Here is a 13,081-nt window from a genome sequence, read left to right as displayed (position 1 = left end):
GTCGTCGCCGGTCGCGTCGTCCTCGGGGGTGCTCGGGGTGGGCGAGGGCTCGGGCTCCGGGTCGGGGGTCGGCGACGGGGTGCCGTCACCGGGCTCGTTGTCCCCCTCCGAGGGGTCTCCGGGGGCGTTCGAGCCGTCCTCGCCGCCCTCCTCGCCGCCGCCCTCACCGGGCTCGGGGTCGTCGTCGCCGTCGGTGTCCTCGGGGTCACCGTCCTCGTCGGCGCCGTCGTCCTCGGTGTCGTCGTCCTCGTCCTCCTCCTCGTCCTCCTCCTCGGGGTCGAGGATGTCCTCGAGGTCGTCGAGGGTGATGGAGATCTTGGCGGTGTCGATGACGGTGGTGCCGGAGGCACCGTCGGCGTTGACCGTGGCGGTGGTCGTGCCCTGCACGGTCAGCCACGCGTCGATGCCGCTGGAGAAGGAGTTCGAGACCGTCTGGTCCTGGGTGACGTAGGTCTCCGAGACACCGTCGCCACCGACGGCGGAGGCGTAACCCCAACCGTAGGTGTCCGCGTACGCGGGCATCGCGGTGGCGAGGCCCAGAGCGCCGAGCGCGGCGAAGGCGGCTCCTCCTTGGAGCACACGACGAGCGCTGATTCGAGCGTTCTTCACGTCAATCCTTTTCGGATCGTCCGGGCCCGAGTGGATTCGGGCCTGGCCTGGTCGCGGTTTTCACCGCAGGAGGTCACGAGGCGCGGGAGGTCTCGGAGAATCCTGACCAGGGTCGGATGTGGGGGATCGGCCAGGGCGTACAGAAGCCCATGACCTGATACAACGAAGCACAGGACCGGTGACGACCAGCAGATGGCCAGGGCCGGAAAAACCGGTTTCTCGGTTTTCGGTTGTCTGAAAGGAACAGTACAGGCCCTTCCACCGAAGAATCCCACACTACACATCTCGAAAAGGTCACGATGGCGACCGGAAATCACTGTTCGTCATCACCACCAGCGAATTCCGTCATTCTTCGAAATGGATGTAAACCACACGCCGGCACGGGCGTCTTAAGAAGAAGGTGCGGGCGAAAGAACCGATCTCCACGACCGGCGAAGCGGGCGAGACGCGCGTCACGGCGTCAAGTTCCGCCGACGGCGGGGGAACCCCCGTCCACACCCGGCCAGAACCACAGGCCGGTGTGGCGCGGGACACTCCGTCTCGGCATAATGCGGTCCATGAGCCCCCTGGACCCACCACTCCCTGAACCCGAGTTCGACGTCGTGCTGCGCGGGTACGACCGCGATCAGGTCACCGACTTCATCGCCCGGGGAACGCGCGCCCTCTCCACCCGCCATGCGGCCGTGGACACCGCCGAGCGACTGCGCGGGACCGAGTTCGACATCAGGCTCCGGGGGTTCGACCGCGGCCAGGTGGCCGACTACGTGGACGCGCTCCTCGACCGACTCCCCCGGGGCACGTCGACGCCCACCGGCCCCACCGCCGCGGAACCGCTCCCCCGCCCCGAGTTCGACCTCGTGCTGCGCGGGTTCGACCGCGGCCAGGTCGCGGAAGCCGTCCAGCGCGCCCTGCACACTCTGTCCTGCCCCGACGAGGCCACGATCACCGCCGCCCGGCTACGGAGTCTGAAGTTCGACGTGGTGCTGCGCGGTCTGGACCGCACCCAGGTGGCGGACCACCTCGACCTGCTCGCCGACCGACTCGACGGCGTCGAATCGCACACGAACTCCTGACTTCACCCCTTCGAACCGCATGAAATGCACAATGGGGACCATGCCTCTGACACCGGCGGACATCCGCAACAAGAAGTTCCACACGGTGCGCCTGCGCCAGGGCTACCACGAGGAGGACGTCGACGCCCTCCTCGACCGGATCGAGGCGACCCTGGTGGCCCTGGACGGCGGGCGGCGCAAGGGACCGCTCATCACCGCCGAGGAGATCCGCGACTCACGCTTTCGCACCACACGCATGAGTCCCGGATACCACCAGGACGAGGTGGACGACTTCCTCGACCGGGTCATCGCCGACCTCGCCGGGCGCGGCCTGGGGCAGTCCGCGCCACCGCCGCTGCCACCGCGGACACCCCAGGCGGGGGAGCCGCCGCAGCCCACGGCACCGGACACCGCCGGTCGGCCGGTGTCGCCCGGGCCGCGGATGAAGCCGGAGGACGTCCGCGACCGTCGCTTCGCCACTACCCGGCTGACCACCGGCTACAACGAGCAGGAGGTCGACGAGTTCCTGGACCGCGCCGAGTACACCCTGGGCGCACTGGTCCAGGGCCGGCCGGATCGGGCCACCCTCACGGCCGCCGAGGTCGAGCGGATCCAGTTCGCCACCACCCGGGCCCGCCCGGGTTACGACCCGGCCCAGGTCGACCACTTCCTGGACGTGCTCGCCGACGAACTCCGCCTGTACGAACACGGCTGACCCCGGAACACGCCGCCACCGTCACCCCACGAAAAGGGAAGCGGAAAGTAATATTTGGGCACAGGGAGTAATCATCCCATGCCACCGGCGGCCCAGGGGCGGTCACCCCGTGCCATCGGCGGCCCGAGGGGAGCAGAATGCACCACGCCACGCCGACCGGGGGAACCGTCCCGGCCTGCTCTGTCCACACGATCGCCGGTCGCGCCTCCGCGTCGAGGACGCACCACGCACCACGATCGGCCCCCCTGAACGGGTACGTCCAGGAACCGTGTCCCGAGGACGCCGGAGACCACGTCGTCCTCGCGGACCGCCATCCCTGGGAGTCGCCGCTGTTCGCGTTGTGCGCCGCGGTGTCCGCGGTGGTCGTCGGAGCCCTGCTCCACCTGGTGTGGTCGGTGTCCGGATCCCCGACGTGGACGGCGGCGGCCCTGGGTGCGGTGCCCCTGGTCTGCTGGTGGGTGCGCGGGCTCGGGTACGCCCGCGAGCGCGCCGAGTCGCCGCGCATCTCCCCCACCCAGTTCCCCGAGGCCTACCGCATCGTGGTCTCGCTGGCCGGGGAGATGGGGCTGACACGGCCCCCCGAGGCCTATGTCCGGTTCGGTGAACCGTCGCCGCGCGCCGACGCCGCCGGGCACGGTCTACGCCGGTACCTGATCCTGCCCGGATCGCTCTTCGACGAGAACGGCCGACCGCGCGACCCCGACGCGACGGCGTTCCTGGTGGCCCACCAGATCGGGCACATCGCGGCGGGGCACACCGGGTTCTGGCAGCGTCTGGCCACCCTGGGGGCCGAACTCGTCCCCGGACTGGGCGCCTCACTGGCGCGCACACGCGAGTACACGGCCGACAACCACGGCCTGGCCCACGTACCGGAGGGGGCGCACGCCGTGCGCCTGTTCGCCGGCGGGTCGCACCTGTACCTGCGGGTGAACCTGGGCGAGATGGCCGCACGCGCCTCGGTCGACCGGGACCCGACGTTGCTGGTGTACCACCTGCTGTCCCGACGCCCCGGGAACGCCCGGAGGATGGCCGCCCTGCGCGACCGCAGCAGGAGGGGGCGCGTGATCATCTGAGGGTCGGGACCCGCCCGTCGACCGCGATTCCCGGTCCGGGGCCGGTCCGTCTCGGAGGATCTGCGCGCGGCGGCCTGCGCCGCCCGGCCCCACCCCCTAGTGTGTTCGCGACTCGCCGCGTCGTTCCGCTCCATCGAACGCATGTTCGATAGACTGAGGGTGTGAGTCTTCTGAACGAACAGATCGACGTCCGTTCCACCGACCGTGGGAACCCCGAGCAGTTCACCTGGCGCGGCCACCTCTTCCGGGTGCGCAGGATCATCGGAGACTGGCCCGCCCGGCCCGAGGCTCCCGGGACGCCCGGGACCGGGATCCACCTGCTCCGGGTCTCCGCCGAGTCCGAGACCGGCGAGCCCAGCATCATCGACATCACCAAGGACGCCACGTCGGAACGCTGGACCATGCGCCGACAGTGGAACTGACCCTCGCCGGACCAGCCGCCCGCCGGGTGTTCCCGGCGGGCGGCTCACGCGTTGGGCCGCCGCTCGATGAACCGCAGGGGGGGTGTGCTCCCGCTCGGCCGGGTCCAGGGCCGGATCGTGCTTTCCGGAACCCGGGAAGGTGCCCGAGGCTGGATCGCGAGGAACGGAGCCTCCCCCAAGCGCCGAAGGTTCGCGCCCGACGGGGAGGCGCCCGAACACGGGCCACGGCGCAGCGGAGGCCCCGAAGAACACGCTTTAGGGCCACAGCTCGCTCTCGTGGCCGGTGATCACCCGACGGACCCGCGCGACGAAATCCGGCACGAGCGCGCCTCCCGGGCGCCGGCCTCCCCGCAGGCGCACGGAGACCGACCCCTCCTCGACCTCCTTGGGGCCGAGCACCACCTGGTAGGGCGCCCGACTGGCCGCGCGCACGCGAGCGCCCAGGCCGCCTTGGTCGGGGCCGACCACCTCGGCGCGCACCCCGTTCTCCTCGCACCGTGCGGCCAGGTCCAGGGCCGGACCGACCTGGTCCTCCGCCACGGGCAGGACCACGACCTGAACGGGGGCGAGCCACGCGGGGAACGCCCCACCGTGCACCTCGATCAGATGTGCTACCGCCCGCTCCACACTGCCCACCACGCTCCGGTGCACCATGACGGGCCGCCGGCGGGCCCCGTCGGCCGCCACGTAGGACAGATCGAACCTGGCAGGCTGGTGGAGATCGACCTGCACGGTGGACAGAGTGAACTCCCGCCCTCCAGCGTCGACGAACTGGACGTCGATCTTGGGACCGTAGAACGCCGCCTCGTCCTCGGCGGACTCGTACGCGATCCCGGACCGGTCCAGAGCCTCCACCAAGAGTGCCACCGATCGTCGCCACGCCTCGGGTGCGTCGACGTACTTGCCGCCCGGGCCGGGCAGGGAGAGCCGATGGCGCCGCGGGACGATCCCCATCGCGGCATGCGCGCGGCCGATCATCCGGAGGGTCGCGACCACCTCGTCCACCACCTGGTCCGGGGTGCAGAACACGTGGGCATCGTTGAGCTGAATGGCCCGTACCCGCCCGAGCCCGCCCAGCGAACCCGAGCGCTCGGATCGATACATACCGCCGGACTCCGCCAACCGGAGCGGGAGTTCGCGATGCCCCCGGGACCGGGAACGGTAAATCACCGCGTGGTGCGGGCACAGGCCCGGGCGGAGCACCATCTGTTCGGACTCGTGGGATCCACCGACACCCCGCCCCAGGTCCATGGGCGGGTACATGTCGTCGCGGTAGAGCGCCCAGTGCCCGGAGATCTCGTACAGTTCGCGTTTGCCCAACACGGGCGAGTACACGTGCCGGTAGCCGGCACGGCGTTCGGCGGCGCGAACGTACTCCTCCAAGGCGTGCCGGATGGCGGCGCCGTCGGGCAGCCAGTACGGCAGCCCCGCGCCGATCAGCGGATCGGTGTCGAACAGCTCCAGCTCACGGCCGAGCCTGCGGTGGTCGTGCATGGTGGTCTCCCTCGTTCTCGGTCCGAGGACGGGTGACCACACGACGAAAGCCCCGGGGCACTCGCCCCGGGGCCTGGTCGAAAACACGGTTCAGCGCGCCGGGACACTCTCCGGCGTCGTCGTGTGAACGGCGGCACGCTGCATGGGGCCACGTTAGCAGCCGCCACTGCCGGCGACGAGGGATGAAAACCCCTCCCCTGCGGAGATCAGAGGAGGTAGTAGGGCTCGCCGGAGGTGTTCCGGGCCTCCCGGATGCGTTCCAGGATCCGGTCGGCCATGGGAGGCAGCTCCTCCGGACCGAACCAGGCGACCTCCAGGCTCTCGTCCCCGTCCGCGCGAGGTCGGCCCCCGACCGGCACGCACCGGAACGCCAGGTCGAGGAACTGCACCTGATCCCCGTTGGGGTAGGTGTGCGGTTCCTGGGTGACGACGGTGGCCAGGCGCTCCACCCGGATCAGCACACCGGTCTCCTCCCGGACCTCGCGCACCACCGCCTGGGCGGGCTGCTCGCCGGGTTCGAGGATGCCGCCGGGGGTGGCCCACCGGCCGTCGTCGGATCGGCGGTGCAGGAGGACCCGGTCCCCGTCCAGTACCACGGCGGTCACTCCGACGAGCGGCAACAGTTCTCGGCCCACGTGCGCGCGCAGGCGGGTGACGAATTCAGGAACGGGCATGCTCCGACCGTAGCGGGTACTCCCGGTCCAGGATCGACATGAGGATCGCGTCGTGCCACGCGCCGTCCCAACGCAGGTGCTCGCGCCACACCCCTTCCCGGACGAAGCCGGACTTCTCGTAGGAGCGCTGCGCGCGGGTGTTGAAGGCGAACACCTCCAGCGCCACCCGGTGGAGCCCGGCGGTCGTGAAGGCGTACTCCAGCACGGCGTCGGTGGCGGCCGTGCCCCGCCCACGACCGGTGAGGGCCATCGAGTTCAGGGCGATCCGGTAGTGCGCCTCGGCGTTGTCCGGGTCGAGGTCGAGCAGGGCGCAGTCGCCGATACAGACCTCCCCGTCGTAGATGAGCCAGTCGGCGCGGTCGTGGTGGTCGGGACGGCTCGCGGCGAAGGCGCGCACGTCGGCCTCGGTGAACACCCGGTGGGTGCCGGTGAGGCGGCGGACCTCGGGGGCGAGGTCGACGACGTGCGGGACGAGGTCGTCGGCGTTCTCGGCCCCGAGCGGGACGAGGCGTACCCCGCGGCCGTGGAGGACGGGCTGGTCGCGGAAGAGGTCGGAAGGCACCATGATGGGGATCCGATCAGCCGCCCGGGATACGGGCAACGGGTTTTCGAGGGGGTCCGGTGGACAGGGTCAGTTTCCAGACCGTCCGTGAGGCCAACCTGCGCTCGGTTCTGCGGACCGTGCGGGAGCTGGCACCGTGTTCCCGAGCGGCGGTGGCGTCGGCCACGGGTCTGAACAAGACCACCGTCTCGAGCCTGGTCGCCGACCTCATCGGGCGCGGCCTGATACGGGAGACCGGCGAGACCTCGCAACGCAGAGTGGGTCGTCCCGGCGTGCTGTTGGCGTTGGACGACCGGTCCGTGGCGGCGGTGGGTCTGGAGGTGAACGTCGACTACCTGTCGGTGGTGGCGGTGGACCTGATGCACCGTGCGCTGAGGGAACGGCACGTCCCCCTGGACGCGCGGGCGGCGGGGGCCGAGGAGTGCGCACGGCGGATCGCCGCGGTGGTGCGCGAGTTCACGCAGGATCCCGCGCTGCGCGGTCGCGGAGTGGTGGGGGTGAGCGTCGCCGTCCCGGGGTTGATCGACGTCCCGTCGGGCATCGTGACCCGGGCGCCGAACCTGGGGTGGCGGGACGTCCCGCTGGGCGACCTGGTCCGGGGATCCCTGGCCGGGGTACCGGTGCTGGTGGACAACGACGCCAACCTCGGAGCGATGGCCGAGTTCCGGATCGGACCGTGTGCGGGCACCCCCGACCTGGTGTACCTGACCGGCGAGGTCGGTATCGGCGCGGGGGTGCTGACCGGCGGGGAGCTGCTGCGCGGCGCCGGCGGCTGGGCCGGGGAGATCGGTCACCTGGAGATGGAACCGGGCGGGCCGGAGTGCTCCTGCGGACGCCAGGGGTGCCTGGAGGCCCTCGCCGGGGTGGAGGCGATCCTGCGCGAGGCCCTGCCCGACCGCGCCCCGGGACGTCCGTTGTCGGGCGGCGACGTCGCCGCACTGGTGGCGGTGGCCGTGGAACGGGCGGAGGGCGCGGATCCGGTCGCCTTGGGCGCGTTGGCACGGGCCGGCGCGTGGTTGGGGCGCGGTGTGGCGGCGCTGGTCAACGTGGTCAACCCGGGAGCCGTGGTCCTGGGCGGCTACTTCGTGCCGCTGGCGCCCTGGCTGCTCCCGCCCTGCCGGGAGGCGGCGTTGGCGCGGTCCTTCGCCCCGAGGGCGGGTGGTTGCCGAGTGGAACCGTCGGAACTGGGGTTGAGCGCGGCGGCGCGCGGCGGCGCCGGGGTGATGATCCACGCCCTGGAGACCGGCGACCTGCCCCTGCCGGTGGGGCCGTCCCCGGCCTGACACCGGACGGACACGGGAACACGGCACGGGACCGGGCGGGGGCACGGCGACGCGGGCACGCCACCGCAGGCGTCCGGAGACGCCGCGCAGGAGCAGCGCGGGCGATGCCGCACACGACCTCGGTCACGATTGCGCACGTTACCCCCGTTGACAATTAGTTGGGGCTCTAGACAAACTGATCGCGTCCGGCCTCGGACCGACCCCCAGGAGCGCAGTCATGTCCGACTACCAGCCCACCCCCGAGGACAAGTTCACCTTCGGTCTGTGGACCGTGGGATGGCAGGGCGTCAACACCTTCGGTGACGCCGTCCGCCCCCCGCTCGACCCCGTGGAGGCGGTCCGCCGCCTGGCCGCGCTCGGCGCGCACGGCCTCACCTTCCACGACGACGACCTCATCCCGCCCGGAAGCTCCCCCGCCGAACGCGACGCGATCATCACCCGGTTCACCGGCGCCCTGGACGAGACCGGGCTGGCCGTGCCGATGGTGACGACCAACCTGTTCAGCCACCCCGTCTTCCGCGACGGCGGCTTCACCTCCAACAGCCGCGACGTGCGCCGATACGCGCTGCGCAAGGTCATCCGCAACATCGACCTGGCCGCCTCGCTCGGCGCGCGGACCTACGTGTGCTGGGGCGGCATGGACGGCGCCGAATCCGAGGCGGGCAAGGACGACCACGCCGCGCTGGACCGACTGCGCGAGGCCTTCGACCTCCTGTGCTCCTACGTGCGCGAACAGGGCTACGACCTGCGTTTGGCCATCGAGCCCAAGCCGAACGAGCCGCGCGGCGACGTCCTGCTCCCCACCGTCGGACACGCCCTGGCCTTCATCAACAGCCTCGAACACGCCGACATGGTGGGCGTCAACCCGGAGGTCGGCCACGAGCAGATGGCCGGGCTCAACTTCGTGCACGGCGTGGCCCAGGCCCTGTGGGCGGGCAAGCTGTTCCACATCGATCTCAACGGACAGCGGGGCGTCAAGTACGACCAGGACCTGCGCTTCGGCGCGGGCGACCTCAAGGAGTCGTTCTTCCTGGTCGACCTGTTGGAGCGGGCCGGGTACGCGGGGCCCCGACACTTCGACTTCAAGCCGCCGCGGACCGAGGACATGACCGGCGTGTGGGAGTCCGCCGCCGCCTGCATGCGCAACTACCTGATCCTCAAGGAGAAGGCGCGGGCGTTCCGCGCCGACCCGGCGGTGGCCGCCGCCCTGGCCGAGGCCCGGGTCCCTGAACTGTCCGAGCCCACCCTGTCCGCGGGTGAGAGCGTCGCGGACCTGCTCAAGGAGGACCTGGACCTGGACACGGTGGGCCGGCGCGGCTACCACTTCGAGCGTCTGGACCAGTTGGCCCTGGAGCACCTGCTCGGCGTGCGCTGAGGCACGCCCTCCGACCCCCGTCCCGTGGCGCATGCCGGTGCGCCTCGGGACGGGCCCACCGACCGGGGCCGGCGGTCGTGAGGGTGCGGTCAGGCCGCCTCACGGAGCTTCTTGTGGTGCGAGTCGTAGAGCGCGGCGAAGTCCCGGGCCCTCTGACGGGAACGCTTCGCCACGGGGATGAAGGCGACGGTGTACGCGACCGCCACCACGGCGAGGACGATCCGGAACCAGAAGTCGGCCCCGGCGCCTTCGGAGAGGTAGGCCAGGAGGCTCCAGAGAGCGAGCAACGTTCCCGCTCCGAGCCCGAGGAAGACCAGGGTCTTGGGCGAGTTCATCTTGGAATCGACCTGGGTGGCCACGATCCGCGCGACGCGGTTGACCTCCTCGCGTTCGTGCAGCCCGCCCTGGCGGAGCCGACGCTTGGCCTCCAGGAGATCGACCGGGTCCGTGTCCGGGGGCAGGGTGGCGGTGCCCAGCATGCGACGCATCATGCGCGGCATGAGGATCACGGCGATCAGAGCGATGACGGTGAAGGGCACGACGGCGGCGAGCATCAGAGGGAGGGCGACGGCCCAGTCGTCCAGGAGCACCAGGCACACCAGCAGGAGCGGCAGGAGATACGCCAGGAAGACGAGGGGGAACAGCCGCAGCGCGTACCCGCGCGGGTTGTTCTGGGCGTAGATCTGGATACGGCCGAAGACGGCCCTGGGATGTCGGCGGGTGGCCGTCGGGGGTGTCGCGTGCTCGTTCATGCCGAGCCCTTACCCCCGAGGGGGTCGCTCATTCGTGACCCTGGTCCGGTTCTCGACACTCGTCGTCGCACGGCGCGTATCGGGTGTCGTAGGCGTCGGCCACGGCCCGCGCCCGACGGAGGACGCGCCGGTGCGCGGGGCCGATGAGCATCACGGACACCACCATGAGCACGGCACTGATGAGGAGGACGACCGGTGCCCACCCCCAGCCGTCGAACACGATCCACAGGACCGTGTAGAGCAGGTTCACCGTGCCCGCGAACAGGAAGAGGCCCCTCATCCTCCCGGGTGGCGCGGGGCTCTCCAGGACCCGGTCCACCTGGACACGGGCGATCCGGTCGACCTCGGGGCGGTCGGAGAGCGCACCGGAACGCACGACCGTCCCGGCCGCACGCACATCGGCCGGTGGGGTGCCGAGGGGGGTCACGTGGCCACGCCGGACCGAGAACAGCGCCGTGAAGGTGATCGAGGCGAGTGCCCCGAGTACGAACACCGTGCACAGCAGGAACAGCAGGGAGAGGGACAACGACAGGGGCGACCGGGCGACGCCCGGGGCCGCGACGAGGATCGCACCGGCGCCCGCCGGGAAGAGGACGAGGGCGAAGCACACGCCGACCCGGCGCCCGTAGCGGCGCGGATCGTTCTCGGCCCGGATCCGGAGACGGATCAGGGCGTCGGGCAGCGAGCGTGAAGAGGGGTCGGGGGGTGTGTCCTCGCGCATGCGGACGCTCCTACCCGCACACAGGGGGAACAATCCGCGGCCCGGGCGGGTGCGCGGATCGCCCTGGACGGCCATCACCGGACCCGCACCCTCGCAGGGCACGGGATCCGACGCGGTCCTCGGCCGGGTGGCTAACCGGCCTGGCGTTTGGCCTCCAGGGCCTCCATCGCGGCGATGGCGGTGGCGACGGTCTGGTGGACCGGCACCTGACGGTGCAGACCGACCAGCCGGACGACCTTGGTGACGCGTTCGTTGAGAGCCGCCAACGACATCGAACCGTCCAGGTCGCGCACGGTCCGGTAGGCGTTGATGATCACGTTCAGCCCGCTGGAGTCCATGAAGTCCAGCGTGGACAGGTCCAGGATCAGCCACGGACCGTGGTCCTCGATCGTGGTCCTGATGTGCTCCTGGAGGTCGGCGGCGGTCGCGATGTCGAGCTCTCCCTCGATCGCGACGATCACGCTGCGGCTTTCAACCCGCGTGCTCAGTCCGAGCCTGTGCACGTTCACTCCTCCCGGCCCCACGTTCCGATGGTGAGGGGACCCTTCGCTTAACCATACGCAGCCCGACCGGGAACGACCACCGGGTCCGGCTCCACTCCCACAGAGCCGGTCCGGTGAGGGGAACGCCTGCGCGCCCGTGCGGCCTGGTAAGTCGTTGGACACACACGGTATAAGCGAACCGCCGTCACGGGAATGCCATCGGGCAAGAAATTTTCGCCTCATGGGCGCGAACCCCGTTCCGGAGTCCCGGTTTCGACCGTTGACCCTGGGTTATTTCACGACATGGGAGCCGGTGATGTCCGTTGTTCCTCAGAGATCACCGGTGTCATCTTCGGGTCGGTCACGTTCCGTTCGCCCGTCTCGAACGCCGTCACCCTGAGTGAAGGAATCCAGCAGAGCGCGAGCGGCCAGAGTGGCGGTCGTCTCCCCCGAACGCACCCGCTCCTCCATGTCGGGGATGAGGCCGGCCACCGTCGCGTCCCTGAGGAACGTGTCCATCAACCGATCACGGACCTGGTCCCACATCCAGCTGACCCCCTGACCACTGCGCCGCGCGTCGAGGGCCCCGTCCCGCTCCAGCACGGCCCGATGGTCGAGCACCGTCCGCCACACCTGATCCAGCCCGTCACCGGTCAGACCGCTACAGGTCAGCACGGGCGGGCGCCAGTCGGGATGGACGGGTTGGAGCAGGCGCAGGGCCCGGGTGAGTTCCCGGGCGGCCTTGCGGGCGTCGTCGGCGTGCGGCCCGTCGGCCTTGTTCACCGCCACGACGTCCACCAACTCCAGGACGCCCTTCTTGATGCCCTGGAGCTGGTCGCCGGTGCGGGCCAGGGTGAGGAACAGGAAGCAGTCCACCATCGCGGCGACGGTGACCTCGGACTGTCCGACGCCCACGGTCTCCACCAGGACGACGTCGAACCCGGCGGCCTCCATGAGCAGCATGGTCTCCCGGGTGGCCCGGGCCACCCCGCCCAGGGTGCCCGCCGTGGGCGAGGGCCGGATGAACGCGTGCGGATCGACGGCCAACCCGGACATACGGGTCTTGTCGCCGAGGATGCTGCCGCCGGTGCGCGTGGAGGAGGGGTCCACCGCCAGGACCGCCACACGGTGCCCGTTCGAGGTCAGTCGGGTGCCGAGCGCGTCGATGAAGGTGGACTTGCCGACCCCCGGCACCCCGGTGACCCCGACCCGCTGCGCCTTGCCGGTGTGCGGCAGCAACCGCACCAACAACTCCTGTGCGGCGATCCCGTGGTCGGGGCGGCGCGACTCCACCAGCGTGATCGCCCGGGCCAGAGTCGGCCGGTGGCCGGACAGGACGCCCTCGGCCAGGGCGTCCACGTCCACCGGTCGCCTCCCGCGCGCCGCCATGGTCACGTCCCTTCCCGGTCCGGGTCCAGTCGTTCTTCGAGTCGGTCCAACAGATCGATCGCGGCCTCACCGATCACCGTGCCCGGCGGGAACACCGCCGCCGCACCCGCACCCAGCAACTCGGCCACATCCCCGGGCGGGATCACCCCGCCCACCACGATCATGATGTCCCCCCGACCCAACGCCGCCAACTCCGCACCCAACGCCGGCACCAACGTCAAATGCCCCGCCGCCAACGACGACACCCCCACCACGTGCACATCGGCCTCCACCGCCTGCGCCGCGACCTCGCCCGGGGTCTGGAACAACGGCCCCACATCCACATCGAAACCCAGATCCGCGAACGCCGTCGCGATGACCTTCTGCCCCCGGTCATGACCGTCCTGGCCCATCTTGGCCACCAGAATCCGGGGCCGGCGCCCCTCCACCTCGGTGAAGGCCTCCACCCGGGCGGCCACCCGCTCCATCACCCCCACCC

General features: G+C 70.9%; 14 protein-coding genes and 1 pseudogene. 6 read left to right on the top strand and 9 right to left on the bottom strand.

Translation table 11 applies throughout. The features are described from left to right. Window positions 1-609 (bottom strand): annotated as a pseudogene (locus DSY14_RS23045) (hypothetical protein); the annotation flags it as partial. Window positions 610-1,166: 557 nt separating this feature from the next. Between DSY14_RS23045 and DSY14_RS28925 the strand changes: the two are divergent. From DSY14_RS28925 to DSY14_RS23025, 4 genes are all read left to right on the top strand, one after another. Beyond that, the gene (locus tag DSY14_RS28925; RefSeq protein WP_249188325.1) at window positions 1,167-1,682 is read left to right on the top strand and encodes a DivIVA domain-containing protein; all 516 of its coding nucleotides are present in this window, start codon (window positions 1,167-1,169) and stop codon (window positions 1,680-1,682) included. 31 nt (window positions 1,683-1,713) lie between these two features. Further along, window positions 1,714-2,376 (top strand): DivIVA domain-containing protein, encoded by a 663-nt coding sequence (locus DSY14_RS23035; protein ID WP_211718711.1) that lies wholly within the window; start codon window positions 1,714-1,716, stop codon window positions 2,374-2,376. A 137-nt stretch (window positions 2,377-2,513) separates the two neighbouring features. Next, on the top strand, window positions 2,514-3,449 hold the full coding sequence (locus DSY14_RS23030) for a M48 family metallopeptidase (protein WP_211718710.1): 936 nt from the start codon (window positions 2,514-2,516) through the stop codon (window positions 3,447-3,449). Window positions 3,450-3,610: 161 nt separating this feature from the next. Next, complete coding sequence (locus DSY14_RS23025; RefSeq protein ID WP_211718709.1) at window positions 3,611-3,871, top strand: DUF6504 family protein; 261 nt, start codon at window positions 3,611-3,613, stop codon at window positions 3,869-3,871. A 255-nt stretch (window positions 3,872-4,126) separates the two neighbouring features. Here DSY14_RS23025 and thrS read toward each other — a convergent pair whose 3' ends face one another. From thrS to DSY14_RS23010, 3 genes are all read right to left on the bottom strand, one after another. Next, entirely contained in the window at window positions 4,127-5,365 is a 1,239-nt protein-coding gene (gene thrS, locus DSY14_RS23020) for a threonine--tRNA ligase (RefSeq protein ID WP_211718708.1), read from the bottom strand. A gap of 206 nt (window positions 5,366-5,571) precedes the next feature. Continuing rightward, window positions 5,572-6,039 (bottom strand): NUDIX domain-containing protein, encoded by a 468-nt coding sequence (locus DSY14_RS23015; RefSeq protein WP_211718707.1) that lies wholly within the window; start codon window positions 6,037-6,039, stop codon window positions 5,572-5,574. Then, a complete protein-coding gene (locus DSY14_RS23010) occupies window positions 6,026-6,604 on the bottom strand; it encodes a GNAT family N-acetyltransferase (RefSeq protein WP_211718706.1) in 579 nt (192 codons plus the stop codon). Before DSY14_RS23010 ends, DSY14_RS23015 begins: the two co-directional genes overlap by 14 nt. Window positions 6,605-6,660: 56 nt before the next feature. Here DSY14_RS23010 and DSY14_RS23005 point away from each other — a divergent pair, with 56 nt between their 5' ends. Next, window positions 6,661-7,884, top strand: a complete 1,224-nt coding sequence (locus DSY14_RS23005) for an ROK family transcriptional regulator (protein WP_211718705.1) — start codon at window positions 6,661-6,663, stop codon at window positions 7,882-7,884. Window positions 7,885-8,101: 217 nt separating this feature from the next. Next, window positions 8,102-9,259, top strand: coding sequence for a xylose isomerase (gene xylA, locus DSY14_RS23000; protein ID WP_211718704.1), 1,158 nt, complete (start codon window positions 8,102-8,104; stop codon window positions 9,257-9,259). A gap of 89 nt (window positions 9,260-9,348) precedes the next feature. Here xylA and DSY14_RS22995 read toward each other — a convergent pair whose 3' ends face one another. The 5 genes from DSY14_RS22995 to DSY14_RS22975 form a co-directional block, all read right to left on the bottom strand. Continuing rightward, the gene (locus DSY14_RS22995) at window positions 9,349-10,011 is read right to left on the bottom strand and encodes a hypothetical protein (RefSeq protein WP_211718703.1); all 663 of its coding nucleotides are present in this window, start codon (window positions 10,009-10,011) and stop codon (window positions 9,349-9,351) included. A 28-nt stretch (window positions 10,012-10,039) separates the two neighbouring features. Then, on the bottom strand, window positions 10,040-10,732 hold the full coding sequence (locus tag DSY14_RS22990) for a hypothetical protein (protein ID WP_211718702.1): 693 nt from the start codon (window positions 10,730-10,732) through the stop codon (window positions 10,040-10,042). Window positions 10,733-10,863: 131 nt separating this feature from the next. Then, entirely contained in the window at window positions 10,864-11,235 is a 372-nt protein-coding gene (locus DSY14_RS22985; RefSeq protein ID WP_211718701.1) for an STAS domain-containing protein, read from the bottom strand. A gap of 309 nt (window positions 11,236-11,544) precedes the next feature. Next, window positions 11,545-12,603: a methylmalonyl Co-A mutase-associated GTPase MeaB gene (gene meaB, locus DSY14_RS22980; RefSeq protein ID WP_211718700.1), complete on the bottom strand. Its 1,059-nt coding sequence runs from the start codon at window positions 12,601-12,603 to the stop codon at window positions 11,545-11,547. Between the two features lie 2 nt (window positions 12,604-12,605). Beyond that, on the bottom strand, window positions 12,606-13,081 hold a 476-nt coding region (locus DSY14_RS22975; protein WP_211718699.1), incomplete at its 5' end, for a cobalamin-dependent protein.

Source organism: Nocardiopsis sp. MG754419, from assembly GCF_018207095.1.
Lineage (GTDB): Bacteria > Actinomycetota > Actinomycetes > Streptosporangiales > Streptosporangiaceae > Nocardiopsis.
This window is presented reverse-complemented; position numbering and strand designations above follow the sequence as displayed.

What these genes read in the sequence shown, in the direction of transcription:
- DSY14_RS28925 (WP_249188325.1), top strand. Translation starts at nt 1,167, where the DNA reads ATGAGCCCCCTGGACCCACCACTCCCTGAACCCGAGTTCGACGTCGTG.
- DSY14_RS23035 (WP_211718711.1), top strand. Translation starts at nt 1,714, where the DNA reads ATGGGGACCATGCCTCTGACACCGGCGGACATCCGCAACAAGAAGTTC.
- DSY14_RS23030 (WP_211718710.1), top strand. Translation starts at nt 2,514, where the DNA reads ATGCACCACGCCACGCCGACCGGGGGAACCGTCCCGGCCTGCTCTGTC.
- thrS (WP_211718708.1), bottom strand. Translation starts at nt 5,365, where the DNA reads ATGCACGACCACCGCAGGCTCGGCCGTGAGCTGGAGCTGTTCGACACC.
- DSY14_RS23015 (WP_211718707.1), bottom strand. Translation starts at nt 6,039, where the DNA reads ATGCCCGTTCCTGAATTCGTCACCCGCCTGCGCGCGCACGTGGGCCGA.
- DSY14_RS23010 (WP_211718706.1), bottom strand. Translation starts at nt 6,604, where the DNA reads ATGGTGCCTTCCGACCTCTTCCGCGACCAGCCCGTCCTCCACGGCCGC.
- xylA (WP_211718704.1), top strand. Translation starts at nt 8,102, where the DNA reads ATGTCCGACTACCAGCCCACCCCCGAGGACAAGTTCACCTTCGGTCTG.
- DSY14_RS22995 (WP_211718703.1), bottom strand. Translation starts at nt 10,011, where the DNA reads ATGAACGAGCACGCGACACCCCCGACGGCCACCCGCCGACATCCCAGG.
- DSY14_RS22990 (WP_211718702.1), bottom strand. Translation starts at nt 10,732, where the DNA reads ATGCGCGAGGACACACCCCCCGACCCCTCTTCACGCTCGCTGCCCGAC.
- meaB (WP_211718700.1), bottom strand. Translation starts at nt 12,603, where the DNA reads ATGGCGGCGCGCGGGAGGCGACCGGTGGACGTGGACGCCCTGGCCGAG.